The organism is Streptomyces sp. WY228, from assembly GCF_019287315.1.
In the GTDB taxonomy this organism is placed as follows: Bacteria; Actinomycetota; Actinomycetes; order Streptomycetales; family Streptomycetaceae; genus Streptomyces; species Streptomyces caviscabies.
Genome location: NZ_CP079114.1, coordinates 2290033 through 2305223 on the forward strand (window position 1 = coordinate 2290033; position 15191 = coordinate 2305223).

Consider the following 15191-nt stretch of genomic DNA (forward strand, 5'->3'; position numbering starts at 1 on the left):
CGGCACTCCGGGCTACCGCTCCCGCACCGTCGCCGTGCTGCTCATGTCCGGGTAGCGGTCCCCAGCCACCCGGTCCGCGATCGGCTCCAGGGCGGCCAGTTCGTCCGCCGTCAGGGTCAGCCGGGTCGCGGCGACGTTCTCCAGGAGGCGGCCGCGCTTACGGGTGCCGGGGATCGGGACCACGTTCAGGCCGTGGACCTCGGCGCGCTGCTGGACCCAGGCGAGGGCCACCTGTGCGGCGGTCGCCCCGTGGGCCGCGGCGATCTTGTGGACGGGCTCCAGCAGGGCCGCGTTCGTCCTGGCGTTGTCGCCGGTGAAGCGGGGCTGGTGGGCGCGGAAGTCGTTCGCCGCGAGGTCCTTGCCCGCGTCGGTGAAGGCCCCGGTGAGGAAGCCCCGGCCGAGCGGGGAGTACGGGACGAGCGTGACGCCCAGTTCGGCCGCAGCGCCGACGGCGCTGCGCTCGACGTCCCGGCTGAAGAGCGACCACTCCGACTGGAGGGCGGCGATCGGGTGGACGGCGTACGCCTCGCGCAGCTCCGGGCCGGTGACCTCGCTCAGGCCGAGCTGCTTGACCTTCCCCTGCCGGACCAGCTCCGCCAGTGCGCCGATCGATTCGGCGAGCGGGACGGCGGGGTCGCGGCGGTGCATGTAGTAGAGGTCGATGACGTCGGTGTTCAGCCGGCGCAGGCTCGCCTCGACGGCGGTACGGATGTAGGCGGGGTCGTTGCTGATGCCCCGGTACTGCGGGTCGTCGGTGCGGACGAGCGCGAACTTGGTGGCGAGGGTGATCTCGTCCCGGTGGGCCCCGACGAACGGTGCGAGGAATTCCTCGTTGGCCCCGCGCCCGTAGGCGTCGGCGGTGTCGAAGAGCGTGACGCCCGCCTCCAGGGCCGCGTCCAGGGTGTCGCGGGCGGCGGCGAGGTCGGTGTCTCCGTAGAACTCGCTCATGCCCATGCAGCCGAGCCCCTGGACGCCGACCCGGGGTCCGCCGGCGCCGAGCTCCGTGGTGGCGATCTTGTTGCTGTCGTTGCCAGTCATCAGGCGCTGTGCCTCTCCGGCGCCCTGCGGGCGCCCGCGTAGAACTCGATCTTGTGGTCGAGGACGGCGAGGGTGTCGTGGAGCTCCGCGATCCGCGAGAGCACATCGCGGCGGGTCGCCTCCAGCAGTTCCTGCCGTTCCTCGAAGGTGGATTCGCCCTCGCGCAGCAGCTCGGCGTACCGCACCATGTCGGCGACGGGCATGCCGGTCATCCGCAGCTTGCCGACGAAGGCCAGCCAGTCCAGGTCGCGGTCGCTGAAGCGGCGCTGGCCGGTGTGCGAGCGGTCGACGTGGGGCATGAGGCCGATGCGTTCGTACCAGCGCAGGGTGTGCGCGGTGAGCCCGGTGCGGGCGACGACCTCGCTGATGCTGTAGCTGCCCGTGTCCGTGCCTGTACCTGTGCCCGTCATGCTCTCCACGCTAGATCCTTGGAGTGCACTCGAAGCAAGCGCGATCGGGGCTTCCTCACCCATCCCCCGGGGCTAATATGTCGCGTTTGCCCGAGATGAAGGAATGTTCATCCTGGCTTCATGTTCGTACCGCCCGGGGCCGTCAGGGTGAACCCATGGCTTTCTCACCTCGTCTGGCGGCCCTGGCGGCCGTCGTCGCCGTGCCGCTGGGCATAGCGGCCACCAGCTACGCCATGACCGACACCTCGGAGGCGCCGAAGGTGCCCCCCACCATTCAGCTGGACGAGAGTCCACGCCCCACACCGCCGTCGCCGAGCGGCACCCCCGCTCCGACCCGTACCGCGGACAGCTCCGTCGTGCCGGGCCCCTCCGCGGCCGACGACGACGATGACGACGACGACCTCGGTGATGACGGTTAGCCGGTCGTCGCTGGGCCTTCCGAGGATTTCCGCCCGGGTGCGGATCCTGCTGTGGCTGCTGGTCGTGATGGCGGTCGCGCTGGGCGCGGTCGCCGTCACCGTGCGCTCGATCCTCCAGCGGGACGTGGACCATCGCATCAGCCAGCTGCTCACCCAGGAGACCGGCGAGTTCGCGAACTTCGTGCCGCAGGGGGTGGATCCGGACACCGGAGGCCGCTTCGACACGGCGGACCGGCTGCTCCGCGTCTATCTGCAACGGCAGTACGCCGACCCCGACGAGGAGTTGCTGGGTCTGACCGGCCGGCCCGGCGCACGGCCCGACGTCATCCGACAGCGCCGCGACCTACCCCCGGACAGCGCCCTGTGGCGGGATACGGCCTCGCTGACCCGGATCCACGCCTCCGAGGACTCCTTCGGGACGCTGGAGCGCCCGCAGGGCGAGCTGCGCTGGGCCAAGGTCGCGATCGGGCCGTCCGGGGGCAGGCAGCCCGGCGCGTTCGTCGTCGCCTTCCACCCGGAGCGCGAACGGGCCGTCGCCGACCAGACGTTCTGGACGCTGCTCGCGCTGTCCGGGGTGGCGCTGCTGATGACGACCGGCATCGGCTGGGCGGTCGCCGGGCGCATCCTCGCGCCCGTACGGCTGGTGCGGACGACGGCGGCGGAACTGACCGAGCAGGACCTCACCCGGCGGATCCCGGTGGAGGGCCGGGACGACATCGCGGCCCTCGCCGAGACGTTCAACGCGATGCTCGACCGCCTTGAGCAGGCGTTCGCCGCGCAGCGGGTCTTCGTCGACGACGCCGGGCACGAGCTGCGCACCCCGATCACCATCGTCCGGGGCCATCTGGAGCTGATGGGCGACGATCCGGCGGACCGGGAGGAGACGGTGCGGCTGGTCACGGACGAACTGGACCGGATGAGCCGGATCGTCGAGGACCTGCTGCTGCTCGCGGGGGCCGAGCGCCCCGACTTCGTACGCCCCGAGCCCGTCCAGCTCGCGGAGCTGACGGCCGACGTGTTCGTGAAGGTGCGGACCCTCGGCGACCGGGAGTGGCAGCTCGACGGCGTCGCGGACCGCGAAGTGCGCCTGGACGAGCAGCGGATGACGCAGGCGATGGTCCAGCTCGCGCAGAACGCCGTCCAGCACACCGTGCCCGGCCAGCGCATCCGTATCGGCTCGCGGGCGGATGCGGGGCGCGTGGAGCTGTACGTCGCCGACCACGGGCCCGGCATTCCGCCGGAGGACGCCGAAGTGATCTTCGAACGGTTCCGCCGGGGCACGTCCCGGCGCGGCACCCGCACCAGCGGCGCGGGCCTCGGCCTCGCCATCGTCAGAGCCATCGCGGAAGGCCACCACGGCCGCGTGGAGCTACGCCGTACCGAAGGCGGCGGAGCCACCTTCGTCATCACGCTGGAGACCGATTCATGAACCGCATCCTGATCGCCGAGGACGAGGAGCGCATCGCCTCGTTCGTCCAGAAGGGCCTGCGCGCCAACGGCTTCACCACGGTCGTCGCCGAGGATGGTGACCTGGCGCTGGGCCATGCGCTGACCGGCGGTTTCGACCTGATGGTGCTCGACATCGGGCTGCCGGGCCGGGACGGCTTCACCGTGCTGCGGGAGCTGCGCGAGGCCCGCGTCACGCTGCCGGTGATCGTGCTCACCGCCCGCGACTCCGTACGAGACACCGTGGCGGGTCTGGAGGGCGGGGCCGACGACTGGATGACGAAGCCGTTCCGCTTCGAGGAGTTGCTCGCCCGGGTACGGCTGCGCCAACGCACCGCCGCCCGCGCGCCCGAGGTGACCCTGTTGCGCAGCGGCAGCCTCGCCCTGGACCTGCGCACGCGCCGGGCCCGCGCGGAGGACCGGACGGTGGACCTGACGGCACGCGAGTTCGTGCTGCTGGAGATGTTCCTGCGCCACCCGGGCCAGGTGCTGTCGCGCGAGCAGATCCTGTCGCATGTGTGGGGGTACGACTTCGACCCCGGCTCCAACATCGTGGACGTGTACGTCCGCGCGCTGCGCCGGAAGCTGGGCGCGGAGCGGCTGGAGACGGTACGGGGCATGGGGTACCGGCTGCCGTAGCTCCGCGCGGCGGCAGCGGGCCACGGCCTGCGGGAGCCGGGCCGGCGGAGGCCGTGGCCGACGACGGGCCACGGCTTGCGGGGAGGGCCGCGGCCGGATGAAAAGTCCTTAACCGGCCGCTCATCGACCGCTCACCCCGCCTTCAGAGGCTGTACAGCGTGCCTCTCACCCTCCGGCAGACCGTCGGCCTCTGCGCCGTCCTCGGACTCTGCGCCCTCCTCGCCGTCCCCGGCGCCGCCCCCGGCCTCAGCGCCGACGGGCGGCTCTCGCTCGCCGTCTTCGTCCTGGCCACCGCCGCCTGGATCGCCGCTCCGGTGGACGACGCCTACATCGCGCTCGGCGCGGGCCTGGCGCTGACGGTGACGGGGGTGATCAGCAGCGAGACCTTGTTCGCCACCCTGGGCGACGAGACGGTGTGGCTGCTGATCTGCGCCTTCGTCCTCGCGGCCGCCGTGACCCGGACCGGTCTGGCGGGCCGGGCCGCCGTCTTCCTGGTCGGCGGGGCCCGGACCGTACGCCAGTTGACGCATCTGACCACGGCCGGTCTGGTCGTCACCGCGTTCGCCGTGCCGGCCACCTCGGGCCGGGCCGCGCTCGCCCTTCCGGTGTTCCTGGCGCTGGCCGCCGCACTCCGTGAACGAACCCGCCTGGTGGTGATGCTGGCGCTGCTCTTCCCGACCGTCATCCTGCTCTCCGCCGTCGCCACGCTCATCGGGGCGGGCGCGCACCTGATCACGGTCGGAGTGCTGTGGGAGCAGACCGGGGAGCAGCTGAGCTTTGTGCAATGGCTGGTCGTCGGGCTGCCGTTGGCGGTCGTCTCCTCCCATCTCGCCGCCGAACTGGTGCTGTTGACGACGACCCGGCGGGCCGACCGCAAGGGCCCGGTCACGATCACGGCGGCGCAGATCCAGGAGCACTCCGAGACGGCCGTCGAAGGCCCGTTCACCCCGGCCGAGTCCCGGTGTCTACTCCTGCTGGCGACGGTCGTCCTGCTCTGGTGCAGCGAGCCGCTGCACGGGGTGTCGCCCGCCGTGGTCGCGCTGATCGGCGCGCTGGTGGCGACCTCGCCCGCGCTGGGCACGGTCCGCTTCAAGGACGGCCTGCGGACGGTGCCCTGGCCGTTGCTGCTGTTCATGGCGGCAACCATGGCGATGGGCGTCGCCCTCTCCGACTCGGGCGCGGCCGACTGGCTGGTGGGCTGGATACCGCTCGGGGCGTCCACGCCCCCGTGGCTCTTCCTGACCGGCGTGGTCGTCGTCAGCACGGCCGCCCACCTGGCGCTCCAGTCGCGTTCCGCCCGCTCCTCCGTGCTGGTCCCGCTGGTGGTCGCGGCGGCGGTCGGGGCCGGGGTCAACCCGGTCACGGCGGCGCTGGCGTCCACGGCCGCCGCCGGCTTCTGCCACACGCTGCCGTCCTCGGCCAAGCCGGTCGCGCTCTTCGCGGACGTGCCCGGCACCCCGACGTACACGCCGCGCGACCTGCTGCGGCTGTCCGCCTTCCTCGCGCCGCTCACGGCGGCCCTCGTACTCGCCTTCGCGCTCGTCGTCTGGCCGCTGCTCGGCGTACCCGTCCTTCTCGATCCGAACGAAAGGCCCCAGCCATGACCCACCGCATCGCCATCGCCCCCAGCGGTTTCAAGGAGTCGCTGTCCGCCGCCCGGGTGGCCGAGGCCATCGCCTCGGGCGTACGGCGGGTGCTGCCCGACGCCGATCTCGACCTCATCCCGCTGGTCGACGGCGGCGAGGGCACGGCGGAGGCGCTGGCCCTGGCGGGCGGCGGCCGGCTGGTGCCGTGCACGGCGACGGGCCCGGTGGGCGACCCGGTCGCCTCGCACTTCGCGCTGCTGGGCGGACCCGGTCCGCTGACCGCCGTCGTCGAGATGGCGGCCGTCGCCGGGCTCGCCCTGGTGCCGCCGGACCTCCGCCACCCGGGCGCGACCACGACGTACGGCGTCGGCGAGCTGATCCGGGCGGCGCTGGACGCGGGGGCCCGGCGCATCCTGGTCGGCTGCGGCGACTCCGGTACGTCGGACGGCGGCGCGGGTGCGCTCCAGGCGCTCGGGGCCCGGTTGACCGACCGGCACGGCCGTGAACTCCGGCGCGGCGGCGGGTCGTTGCACGAGCTGGAGCACATCGACGCATCCGGCCTCGACCCCCGGCTGGCCGGGGCCGACCTGCTCGTGGCCTGCAACCCGTACAACGTGCTGTGCGGAAAGCGCGGTGTGGCCCGGGTGTTCGGCCCGCAGAAGGGGGCGACCCCGGCGGAGGTGGAGCTGCTGTCGGCGGGCCTGGAGCGGCTGGCCGCCGTCCTCACCCGCGACCTGGCCCCGGCCTTCGCGACGGCGGCTCTCGACCTGCGGACGGCTCCCGGCACGGGCGCGTCCGGCGGCCTCGGAGCCGGACTCGCGGCGGTGGGAGCCCGGCTCCTCCCCCGCTACGACGTCCTCCTCGACGGCCTCGACCTGGACGCCCGGCTGGCCCGCGCCGACTTCGTGATCACGGCGGAGGGCGCACTGGACCACCAGACCGTACGCGGCAAGATCCCGGCGGAGGTGGCGCGGCGGGCCCGGGCCGCCGGAGTGCCGGTCCTGGTGCTGGCCGGAACGATCGGGCCGGGGGCGCAGGACGTGCGGGCGGTGGGCGTGGACGCGTACAGCGCGATCCTGCCCGCGCCGATGACGCTGGTGGAGGCGATCGGCCGGAGCGACGAGTTCCTGGCCGACGCCACGGAGCGGGCGATGCGGATCATGGCACTCGGCACCCGGCTGGCACCGCTGGCCGCGTGAGGTCTCGGGCCCCGGGCGGCGACCTGGGGCCCGGAGTGGCGGCCTCGGGCTGGGGCGGTGACCTCGGGCCGGGCGGCGGCCTCGGGCTGGGGCGATGGCCTCGGGCCGGGGGCAGTGGCCTCGGGCCGGGGCGGCGGCCTCGGACCGGGGCGGCGGCCTCGGACCGGGGCGGTGACCTCGGACCGGGGCGATGGCCTCGGACCGGGGCGATGGCCTCGGACCGGGCGATGGCCTCGGACCGGGCGATGGCCTCGGACCGGGGCGGCGGCCTCGGGCCGGGGCGGTGACCTCGGGCCGGGGCGATGGCCTCGGGCCGGGGGCAGTGGCTTCGGACCGGGCGATGGCCTCGGGCTGGGGCGGCGGCCTCGGGCCTCCCGGGGCCCGGGGCAGGATGCCGGGCACGGCCGTTAGGCTCGGGGACATGGAGAGCCTGCGCATCATCGACACCTGGCCGGTCACGACGGCGGCGGCCGCCGTCGTCCGGGCGGACGGCACGGTCCTCGGCACGCACGGGCCGGCCGACCACCGCTTCCCCCTCGCCTCGGTCACCAAGCCGCTCGCGGCCTACGCGGCGCTGGTGGCGTACGAGGAGGGGGCCGTGGAGCTGGACGAGCCGGCCGGGCCCGAGGGCTCCACGGTGCGCCACCTGCTCGCCCACACCAGCGGCCTAGCCTTCGACGAGCACCGGGTGACGGCCCCGCCCGGCAACCGCCGCCTGTACTCCAACGCGGGCTTCGAGGTGCTGGGCGACCACATCGCCAAGGCCTCCGGCATCCCGTTCGCGGAGTACCTGCGCCAGGCCGTCCTGGAGCCCCTGGCCATGACCTCCACGACCCTCGACGGCTCCCCCGCCCGCGACGGCGTCTCCACCGTCGCCGACCTGGTCCGCTTCGCCGCCGAGGTCCAGGCCCCGCGCCTGCTCGACCCGCGTACGGTCCTGGAGGCCCAGAGCGTCGTGCATCCGGGCCTCAAGGGCGTGCTGCCGGGCTACGGCCACCAGAGCCCGAACGACTGGGGCCTCGGCTTCGAGATCCGCGACTCCAAGTCCCCGCACTGGACGGGCAACACGTCCTCCCCGGCCACCTTCGGGCACTTCGGCCAGTCGGGCACGTTCCTGTGGATCGACCCGGTCGCGGGCGTCGCCTGCGTCGCGCTGACCGACCGCGCCTTCGGCCCGTGGGCGGCGGAGGCCTGGACCCCGTTCACGGACGCGGTTCTGGCCGAGCTGTCCTGAACCGGCTGCCGCCCAGCTCGGGCGGCGTCAGGCACTCGAACCAGACGGTCTTCCCGCCGCCGTCCCACCGCTTGATGATGCCCCAGTCGTCGGTGACGGCGTTGACGAGGACGAGCCCCCGGCCCCCGTCGTCCAGCGGGTCGCCCGTGATGGCGAGGGGCAGGACGGGGCTGCTGTCCGCGACCTCGACGCGGACGCCCTCGCCGCGCGGCAACCGGAAGATGAGGGTCTGGCCGCGCCGGTCGGGCACGTGCTGCACGACGTTGGCGATCAGCTCGGTGAGCGCCAGCTCCGCCGCGTCGACGAGGAACGTCAGCTCCCAGCCCTTGAGGTAGAGCCGCAGCACGCGGCGCAGATGCCGGGCGGAGTGCTCGCCGAGGGCGAAGTCGGAGCGGTAGACGGGCTCCCCGGGATCCCTCCGGGGGACAACTACGTGATTCATGTCACCAGGCTGCGACGTGATGGCTACGCTCGGCTACGTACCGAAACGAACGCCGCGAGGCGTTGCACCCGGAGGTCCGTCGCCGTGGCCAACATCCAGACGCTCGATCCCGACGCTTCACCGCTCGCCTACTACGGCGCGGAGTTGCGCCGCCACCGTGAAGCCCAGGGCCTGACGCAGCCGCAGTTGGGCTCCGCCATCTTCTGCACGGGCTCGCTGGTCGGCCAGGTCGAGACGACGAAGAAGGTCCCCACCCGCGACTTCTCGGAACGCGTGGACGCGGCTCTGGGCACGGACGGAGTGTTCTCCCGCCTGGTGGGCCTGGTGCTGCGAAGCCAACTGCCGACGTGGTTCCAGCCGTACGCGGACATGGAGGCGAAGGCCGCGTACATCTCCACGTACCAGGCGCAGTTGGTTTACGGGCTGTTGCAGACGGAGGACTACGCGCGGGCAGTGCTGGCCACCGGTATGCCGGACGACCTGGAGGGTCTGCTCGCCGCCCGGATGGAGCGCCAGCGCATCCTGGAGCGGGCGAAGCCGCCGCTGGCGTGGGCGATCCTGGACGAGGCGGTGCTGTACCGGCCGATCGGCGGCCACGAGGTGATGCGGGCCCAACTCCAGAAGTTGTTGGATCACGCGACGCACCGGTGGATGCGGATTCAGGTGCTGCCGTTCGAGGCGGGCGAACACGCGAGCTTGGACGGCTCGTTCAACCTCCTGCGCTTCGACGACGACCCGGACATCATCTACACCGAGGACCGCATCTCCGGCCATATGACGGCCAACCCTGAAACCATCAGGGAGGCCTCGCTCCGATACGCTCACCTCCAGGCCACCGCACTCTCCGTCGAGGAATCGGTGGCGCGGATCAGCCGCGTGATGGAGGAGCGTTATGGAGCACGGCCCTGACCTGACGAGCGCGGTTTGGCGGAAGTCCAGCTACAGCGGAAGCACCGGCGGCGACTGCGTCGAGTGCACCGTCACCGGCGGCGCGGCCTGGCGCACCTCCTCCTACAGCGGAAACACCGGCGGCGACTGCGTCGAGGTCGCCCCCACCCCCTCCTGCGGCTCCGTCCCCGTCCGCGACAGCAAGAACCCCACCGGCCCCGCCATCCTCCTCGGGGCCCCCGCCTGGCAGGCGTTCGTGGACGGGCTGCGCTGACGCGGCTCGCACGGAGAGGATCGTGCACCGCATGCGGGATGACATATGAGGCCGCGCAGCGATCTGGTCAGACCCATCGTGGTGCTGACGGTCCTCGCTGTGCTCATCCTGATCGCCGCCAACGCTACAGGCGTCGCATGGGTAAGAACCGCAGGCGGGATGGTTGTGCTGGGCATCGGGATGTTCTGGGGACGCGCACTGAGGGCACGGCGGATACGCGAAAGCCAGGCTCCCGGCGCGCTGCCCCCGCCTGCGGCATCACACGGCGAGCAGGACACCTAGGCCTGTAACCGGCCCGCCCTTAAAGCAGTTGCCCACGCTTCGGGCCTGACATAGCTTCTCGCCTGGCCCCGGGTGGTCCAGACCAAGCCTCGGGGTGTCGAGCTACGTCAACGGGGCATCGATTGACTGCGGAACAGGCCGTCCACCCTTCGCCGAACGACTCCGGCGACACCGGCGAGGCACTGCCGGGCCTCTTCTCCCGGCAGCACGCGGCGGCCACGCTGACCTTCGCCACGGTGATGTTCCTGACCGGGTTCGCCGCCCTCGCCGTGGTGCCCACGCTGCCCACGGCGGCCGAGGATCTGGACGGCGTGCCGCTGTTCCCCCTGGTCGCGGGCAGCTTCGTGGCCGCCAGTCTGCTCGGCGGGGTGCTGGGCGGGCACTGGGCGGACCGCTCCGGGGCTCGCCGTCCCCTGGCGCTCGGCATGGTCCTCTCCGTGGTGACGCTGCTGGTGTCCGCGTCCAGCCTGTCCATCTGGCAGTTGGTGGTCGGCCGCTTCGTCGACGGACTGGCCGCCGGGATGGTGGCCGTGTCCGTGACGACCGCCATCGGGCAGTCGTATCCCGAGTATCTGCGGCCCAGGATGCTCGCGATGATGAGCGCGAGCTGGATCATCCCGTCGCTGGTCGGGCCGCCGATCGCCGGTGTGGTCGCCGAGGCGTGGTCCTGGCGGGTGGTCTTCTACGGCCTCGCCGCGCTGACGGCGCTGCCCGCGGTCGCCCTGGTGGCGGTGTTGCGTCGGGCCCCGGCGGGCGATGCCGCCCGGGCCGCCGACCTTCCGCCCGCCGAGGAACGCGCGTCCCGGCCGCCGCTGTTGGTCGCGGCGCTGCTGAGTCTGGGCGCGGCGCTCGGCCAGTACGGCGTGTCCGGGTGGGACACGCGCCATCTGCTGTTCGTCGCCGCCGGGGTCGCGCTCCTCGTGGTCTTCGCGCCCCGGCTGCTGCCGGCCGGCACCTGGCGCAGTGCTCGCGGCCTGCCCACCGCGGTGCTGTTGCGCGGGCTGACGTCGGGGACGTACTTCACCATCGAGGCGCTGGTTCCGCTGATGCTGATCACCGAGCGGCGGGTGGCCGCGGTGACGGTCGGCGTCGCGTTCACCGCCTCCGCCGTACTGTGGGCGGTCGCGTCGTGGGTGCAGGGGAAGCTGCTCCAGGACGTCGCCCGGCACCGTCTCGTCACGGTGGGTGCGCTGGTCATGGCGGCGTCCGTGGTCTTCGCCGTGGTGGGCAGCTTCTCCGGGGTGTCGCCGCTGCTCGCGATGGCGGCCATGCCGCTGGCGGCGATCGGGATGGGCATGCTCGACCCCTGTGTCACGGTGCTCTCGCTCTCGCACAGCGCGCCGGACCGGCTGGGCCACACCACCAGTGCCATGCAGACCAACATGAACCTCGGGCAGGTCGTCGTCCTGGCGTTCGCCACCGCCGTGCTCAACGCCGGTCTGGCGGCCGGGGCGAGCCGCCTCGGCGGGTATGCCATCGCCTTCTCGCTGCTGCTCGTACCGACGCTCCTGGTCGCCGTCCTGGCCGTCCGCGCGCGGAAGGACGCGAACCCGTAGGACGGAGAGCTGCGGAACGGGGACCCGTGGGGCGGAAACCGGAAAGACCCGCACATGTGTGCGCTGCTAGATTCGGCCGCCATGCGATCACGAGAGTACGACCTCGAATTCCGGGAACGGGCCGCCCGCACACGCGACTGGGGCGTCGGGCTCCTGTTCGTGGGGGCCTTGCTGTGGGGCTGGTGCGCCGTTCTGCTGTTGACCGACTACGAGGTCGAGACGCGCGGCAGCAACACGAAGGAGTGCGCCGCGCGGCTGTTCACGGAGGGCGGTACGGCCAACGACGGTGTGTGGGCCGGAGATTACTGCGCGGACGAGCGCGACTGGCCCGAGGCGCTGGCCGTGCTGGGGCTCTCCATACCCGTATCGCTCGTGGGAACCGCGCTGGCGACGACCGGCCATGTGAGCCGACGGCTCAGCGGGCACTCCCAGGCGATGCGCGAACTGGACCGGCTGGCGGACGAGCGGGAGAAGCGCTCCGAGGACTGAACACGTCACGGCGCGGACGCGTCGCGACGGACGCATCACAGGGGAGATGGGCATGAGCGGCCAGGAACAGCGGACCGACCGACTGAGCATTCTGATCGAGCAGTTCGACCAGGCGCGGGAGATGGCCGAGGTCCGGCTGCACGGGCTCGGGGACGAGGAGTATCTGTGGGAGCCCGCGCCCGGCAGCTGGTCGATCCGGCGGCGCGAGGAGGCCACGACGCCCCGGGCGTACGGGCCGGGCGACTGGGTGCTCGACAAGGGGGCGCCGGAGATTCCGGCGAACGAGTACGCGGAGGTCGCGCGGCAGGCGGCGGACGGCATGTCCGTCGCGAAGATCGCCGAGGACTGGAGCGTGAGCGTCGAACGGGTCGAGGAGGTCCTGGCGTTCACCGGTGAGCCGGAGCCCGACGTCGTACCGATCACGACCATCGCGTGGCGGCTGGGCCATCTGCACTCCGACTTCGCGGGCCGCTGGGAGTGGACCTTCGGCGAGCGGCGGCAGGACCCGCATCTGCTGGTCGACTTCACGCCGTCCGCCTCGCTCGCGCTGGAGCGGTTCTGGGCAACGCTCGACCTCCATCGCGCGAGCATGGGCACGCTCACCGAGGAGCAGCTCGACACGGTCGGCCTCTCGCAGTACCCGTACGGCTCCGACCCCGACGACGCGTACGTGGGCACGCTGGCCAACGCCAATCTGGAGCTCATCCACCACATGGCCGAGATCGCGCTGCTCCGCGACCTGTGGCGGGCCCGTCTCGCCGGGTAGCCGAGCCCGTGTGCGCAAAACGGACAGGGTTGTAGTGACATAGTCCATACGGTCCGCCGCGAACTTTGCGCGTTGTGCCTGATCTTGGCCGTACAGACCCGGTCAAGTCGTGTTTGAATCCCGTCACTTACGGGCTCTCGTCGTCAGCAGGCGCGGGCCCCGGGAACTTCATTCAGTGGGGGTAAACGTCGTGCCTCGTTCGCACAGACGCACAATCCGGACCGTCGGCGCCGCTGTCGCCGCAACCCTGGCGGGGAGCTTCGTCACCTCGCCCGCCATGGCCCTGCACGGGGCGCCGGCCGACGCGGCCGTCTTCGGGCACACCGCGAGGATCGTCGTCGGCGCCTCCGACCGCTCCTGTACGGGAACGCTCGTGGACCCGCGGTGGGTGCTCTCCGCCGCGAGCTGCTTCGCCGACGCGACGGGCGTGGTCCAGCCGGGCAAGCCCAAGGTCACGACCACCGTCACGGTCGGCCGCACCGACCTGACGCAGACCACGGGCGGGGCCGTCCGGACCGCCGTCGAGCTCGTCCCGCACGCCGACCGTGACCTGGTCCTGGTGAAGCTGGGCGTGGGCGTCGCCACCGTGCAGCCGGTCGCCCTGTCCGCCACTCCGGCGACGGCCGACGAGAGCGTGACCGCGGCCGGGTTCGGCCGGACGAGGACGACCTGGGTGCCCGACCGGCTGCACACCGGGGAGTTCACCGCCAACGGCGACGCCTCGGCGAACGTCGTGCTGACGGCGGTCGGCGACACGGTCATCTGCCAGGGGGACGCGGGCGGCCCGATCCTGCGCGAGAGCGACGGGCGGCAGGAGCTGCTCGCCGTCACCAGCAGGTCCTGGATGGGCGGTTGCGTCGGCACACCGGCCACCGAGACCCGTACGGGCGCCGTCGCGACCCGCGTGGACGACGTACGCGGCTGGATCACGGACACCACGGCAGCCGTCCCGGGCGACCTGACCGGCGACAACAAGCCCGACCTGGTCGCGGTGGACAACACGGGCAAGCTGTTCGTCTACCCGGGCACCGGCACGGGTGCCCTCGGCTCGCGGATCCAGATCGGCAACAGCGGCTGGTCGGGCGCCGCGGTGACGCACCGCGGCGACTGGACCGGGGACGCCATGGAGGACGTCGTCGCCATCGTCCGCGGCGAACTGCGTGTCTACCCCAACCTCGGCACCGGCACCCTGGGCTCCCCGGTCAAGCTCCTCACCGGGCTGCCCACCACCTCGAAGCTGGTCAGCGTGGGGGACGTCGACCGGGACGGACACCCCGACCTGGTCGTCCAGCACAGCGACAAGCTGTACCTGTACAAGGGGAAGTCCGCGCCCACGCCGACCGTCGCCGCCCCGGTGGTCATCGGCAACAGTGGCTGGGACGTGATGGACCTGACGGCTCCCGGCGACGCCGACAAGGACGGCCGGGTCGACCTGCTGGCCCGGAGCAGCCGTAACGGCATCCTGTACTTCTACTTCGGTCTGCCGGACAACTCGTTCGGCGGCCGGACCCAGTACGGCAGCAACTTCACCGTCACCAACCGCCCCCTGATCGCGGGCGCGGCCGACGCCGACCGCAACGGCGTCGCGGACATGTGGACCACCGCGGCCGACGGCACCCTGAAGTTCTACAAGGGCGCGAGCTCGGCCACCGGCCCGGTCCACGGCCCGAGCATCCAGGTCGGAAACAGCGGCTGGCAAAGGATCACGTCCATCAGCTGACCCCGACCGGCCCCCTGGGCCACCGAGGCCCCGTGCCCCCGCCCTCCGGCGGTCCCGGCGCGGGGCCTCAGCCCGCCAGCTCCCACATCAGCAGCTCCGCGGGGCCCGCCACCGCGACCGCCTCCAGGCCCTCCGCGCCGGTGATCCGGGCGGCGTCGCCGGGGCCCAGCTCCTCGCCGTCCAGGGCGACCCGGCCCCGCACCGCATGGACGTACACGCGCACCGCGTCCGGGACCGCCGTGCGTTCGTCCTCGGCCAGGCGGCGGACATGGAGCATCGCGCCCGCGCCGGGCAGGGCGTACGGGGTGGAGTCGGCGATGCCGGGCACCACCGTGTACGAGGGTTCGCCGCCGGGCTCCAGCGGCACCAGCCACATCTGGAGGAAGGTCAACGGGACCGTGCCGTCGTTGCGTTCGACGTGCCGGACCCCGGAGGCGGCGCTGAGGTGGGCCACGTCGCCGGCGCGGACGACGGTGGAGTGCCCGGCCGAGTCGCGGTGGGTCAGCTCGCCCTCGACGACCCAGGTGACGATCTCCGTATGGCTGTGCGGATGCTCCTCGAAGCCCGCGCCCGGGACGAGGCGCTCCTCGTTGCAGGCCAGGATCGGGCCGAAGCGGAGGTTGTCCGGGTCGTAGAAGGGGCCGAAGGAGAGGGCGTGCCGGGTGTCGATCCCGGCGGCCTCGTCCCCGCCCCGGTAGCGGTCGTCGGACCGGTGCACGGAAATCACCCGGCCACGGTAGCCGTGCGGACGCGCGGACGACGGCGGTGTCCGGCAGGTGTTCGGCTACCCGCCGGTACGGGGC

The 15191-nt window shown here is 72.6% G+C and carries 16 protein-coding genes; 12 read left to right on the forward strand and 4 right to left on the reverse strand.

The features are described 5' to 3' along the window. Positions 1–12: 12 nt before the first annotated feature. Both KV381_RS09885 and KV381_RS09890 read right to left on the reverse strand, forming a co-directional pair. Positions 13–1038 carry an aldo/keto reductase gene (locus KV381_RS09885; protein WP_030622238.1) on the reverse strand — a complete coding sequence of 342 codons (1026 nt, stop codon included), beginning with the start codon at positions 1036–1038 and terminating at the stop codon, positions 13–15. Beyond that, positions 1038–1448: a MerR family transcriptional regulator gene (locus tag KV381_RS09890; protein ID WP_030078178.1), complete on the reverse strand. Its 411-nt coding sequence runs from the start codon at positions 1446–1448 to the stop codon at positions 1038–1040. The genes KV381_RS09885 and KV381_RS09890 overlap by 1 nt, the downstream gene beginning before the upstream one ends. Positions 1449–1603: 155 nt before the next feature. Here KV381_RS09890 and KV381_RS09895 point away from each other — a divergent pair, with 155 nt between their 5' ends. From KV381_RS09895 to KV381_RS09920, 6 genes are all read left to right on the forward strand, one after another. Further along, positions 1604–1867, forward strand: a complete 264-nt coding sequence (locus KV381_RS09895) for a hypothetical protein (protein WP_030078176.1) — start codon at positions 1604–1606, stop codon at positions 1865–1867. After that, positions 1857–3296: an ATP-binding protein gene (locus tag KV381_RS09900; RefSeq protein ID WP_181008065.1), complete on the forward strand. Its 1440-nt coding sequence runs from the start codon at positions 1857–1859 to the stop codon at positions 3294–3296. The genes KV381_RS09895 and KV381_RS09900 overlap by 11 nt, the downstream gene beginning before the upstream one ends. Next, positions 3293–3952, forward strand: coding sequence for a response regulator transcription factor (locus KV381_RS09905; RefSeq protein WP_030622236.1), 660 nt, complete (start codon positions 3293–3295; stop codon positions 3950–3952). The genes KV381_RS09900 and KV381_RS09905 overlap by 4 nt, the downstream gene beginning before the upstream one ends. Positions 3953–4110: 158 nt before the next feature. Then, entirely contained in the window at positions 4111–5556 is a 1446-nt protein-coding gene (locus KV381_RS09910) for an SLC13 family permease (protein ID WP_098027060.1), read from the forward strand. Beyond that, positions 5553–6737 carry a glycerate kinase gene (locus tag KV381_RS09915; RefSeq protein WP_218785071.1) on the forward strand — a complete coding sequence of 395 codons (1185 nt, stop codon included), beginning with the start codon at positions 5553–5555 and terminating at the stop codon, positions 6735–6737. Before KV381_RS09910 ends, KV381_RS09915 begins: the two co-directional genes overlap by 4 nt. 421 nt (positions 6738–7158) lie before the next feature. Beyond that, complete coding sequence (locus KV381_RS09920; protein WP_030078166.1) at positions 7159–7971, forward strand: serine hydrolase; 813 nt, start codon at positions 7159–7161, stop codon at positions 7969–7971. Here KV381_RS09920 and KV381_RS09925 read toward each other — a convergent pair. Then, the gene (locus KV381_RS09925; RefSeq protein ID WP_218785072.1) at positions 7940–8413 is read right to left on the reverse strand and encodes an ATP-binding protein; all 474 of its coding nucleotides are present in this window, start codon (positions 8411–8413) and stop codon (positions 7940–7942) included. The genes KV381_RS09920 and KV381_RS09925 overlap by 32 nt on opposite strands. An 84-nt stretch (positions 8414–8497) precedes the next feature. Between KV381_RS09925 and KV381_RS09930 the strand changes: the two genes are divergently transcribed. The 6 genes from KV381_RS09930 to KV381_RS09955 all read left to right on the forward strand — a co-directional run bounded on the left by KV381_RS09930 (position 8498) and on the right by KV381_RS09955 (position 14388). Further along, positions 8498–9322, forward strand: coding sequence for a helix-turn-helix transcriptional regulator (locus KV381_RS09930; protein WP_218785073.1), 825 nt, complete (start codon positions 8498–8500; stop codon positions 9320–9322). Beyond that, positions 9306–9575, forward strand: a complete 270-nt coding sequence (locus KV381_RS09935) for a DUF397 domain-containing protein (protein WP_218785074.1) — start codon at positions 9306–9308, stop codon at positions 9573–9575. The genes KV381_RS09930 and KV381_RS09935 overlap by 17 nt, the downstream gene beginning before the upstream one ends. A gap of 404 nt (positions 9576–9979) precedes the next feature. Then, positions 9980–11413 carry an MFS transporter gene (locus KV381_RS09940; protein WP_218785075.1) on the forward strand — a complete coding sequence of 478 codons (1434 nt, stop codon included), beginning with the start codon at positions 9980–9982 and terminating at the stop codon, positions 11411–11413. Between the two features lie 81 nt (positions 11414–11494). After that, on the forward strand, positions 11495–11902 hold the full coding sequence (locus KV381_RS09945) for a hypothetical protein (protein ID WP_030078157.1): 408 nt from the start codon (positions 11495–11497) through the stop codon (positions 11900–11902). 52 nt (positions 11903–11954) lie between these two features. After that, a complete protein-coding gene (locus KV381_RS09950; protein WP_030078155.1) occupies positions 11955–12668 on the forward strand; it encodes a hypothetical protein in 714 nt (237 codons plus the stop codon). A gap of 277 nt (positions 12669–12945) precedes the next feature. Next, complete coding sequence (locus KV381_RS09955; protein ID WP_218785076.1) at positions 12946–14388, forward strand: FG-GAP-like repeat-containing protein; 1443 nt, start codon at positions 12946–12948, stop codon at positions 14386–14388. Between the two features lie 67 nt (positions 14389–14455). Here the strand turns inward: KV381_RS09955 and KV381_RS09960 are convergent, their stop codons facing one another. Beyond that, positions 14456–15115 (reverse strand): pirin family protein, encoded by a 660-nt coding sequence (locus KV381_RS09960; RefSeq protein ID WP_218785077.1) that lies wholly within the window; start codon positions 15113–15115, stop codon positions 14456–14458. Between the last annotated feature and the right edge of the window lie 76 nt (positions 15116–15191).

What these genes read in the sequence shown, in the direction of transcription:
- KV381_RS09895 (WP_030078176.1), top strand. Translation starts at nt 1,604, where the DNA reads ATGGCTTTCTCACCTCGTCTGGCGGCCCTGGCGGCCGTCGTCGCCGTG.
- KV381_RS09935 (WP_218785074.1), top strand. Translation starts at nt 9,306, where the DNA reads ATGGAGCACGGCCCTGACCTGACGAGCGCGGTTTGGCGGAAGTCCAGC.
- KV381_RS09925 (WP_218785072.1), bottom strand. Translation starts at nt 8,413, where the DNA reads ATGAATCACGTAGTTGTCCCCCGGAGGGATCCCGGGGAGCCCGTCTAC.
- KV381_RS09955 (WP_218785076.1), top strand. Translation starts at nt 12,946, where the DNA reads ATGGCCCTGCACGGGGCGCCGGCCGACGCGGCCGTCTTCGGGCACACC.
- KV381_RS09900 (WP_181008065.1), top strand. Translation starts at nt 1,857, where the DNA reads ATGACGGTTAGCCGGTCGTCGCTGGGCCTTCCGAGGATTTCCGCCCGG.
- KV381_RS09885 (WP_030622238.1), bottom strand. Translation starts at nt 1,038, where the DNA reads ATGACTGGCAACGACAGCAACAAGATCGCCACCACGGAGCTCGGCGCC.
- KV381_RS09915 (WP_218785071.1), top strand. Translation starts at nt 5,553, where the DNA reads ATGACCCACCGCATCGCCATCGCCCCCAGCGGTTTCAAGGAGTCGCTG.
- KV381_RS09920 (WP_030078166.1), top strand. Translation starts at nt 7,159, where the DNA reads ATGGAGAGCCTGCGCATCATCGACACCTGGCCGGTCACGACGGCGGCG.
- KV381_RS09945 (WP_030078157.1), top strand. Translation starts at nt 11,495, where the DNA reads ATGCGATCACGAGAGTACGACCTCGAATTCCGGGAACGGGCCGCCCGC.
- KV381_RS09890 (WP_030078178.1), bottom strand. Translation starts at nt 1,448, where the DNA reads ATGACGGGCACAGGTACAGGCACGGACACGGGCAGCTACAGCATCAGC.
- KV381_RS09950 (WP_030078155.1), top strand. Translation starts at nt 11,955, where the DNA reads ATGAGCGGCCAGGAACAGCGGACCGACCGACTGAGCATTCTGATCGAG.
- KV381_RS09905 (WP_030622236.1), top strand. Translation starts at nt 3,293, where the DNA reads ATGAACCGCATCCTGATCGCCGAGGACGAGGAGCGCATCGCCTCGTTC.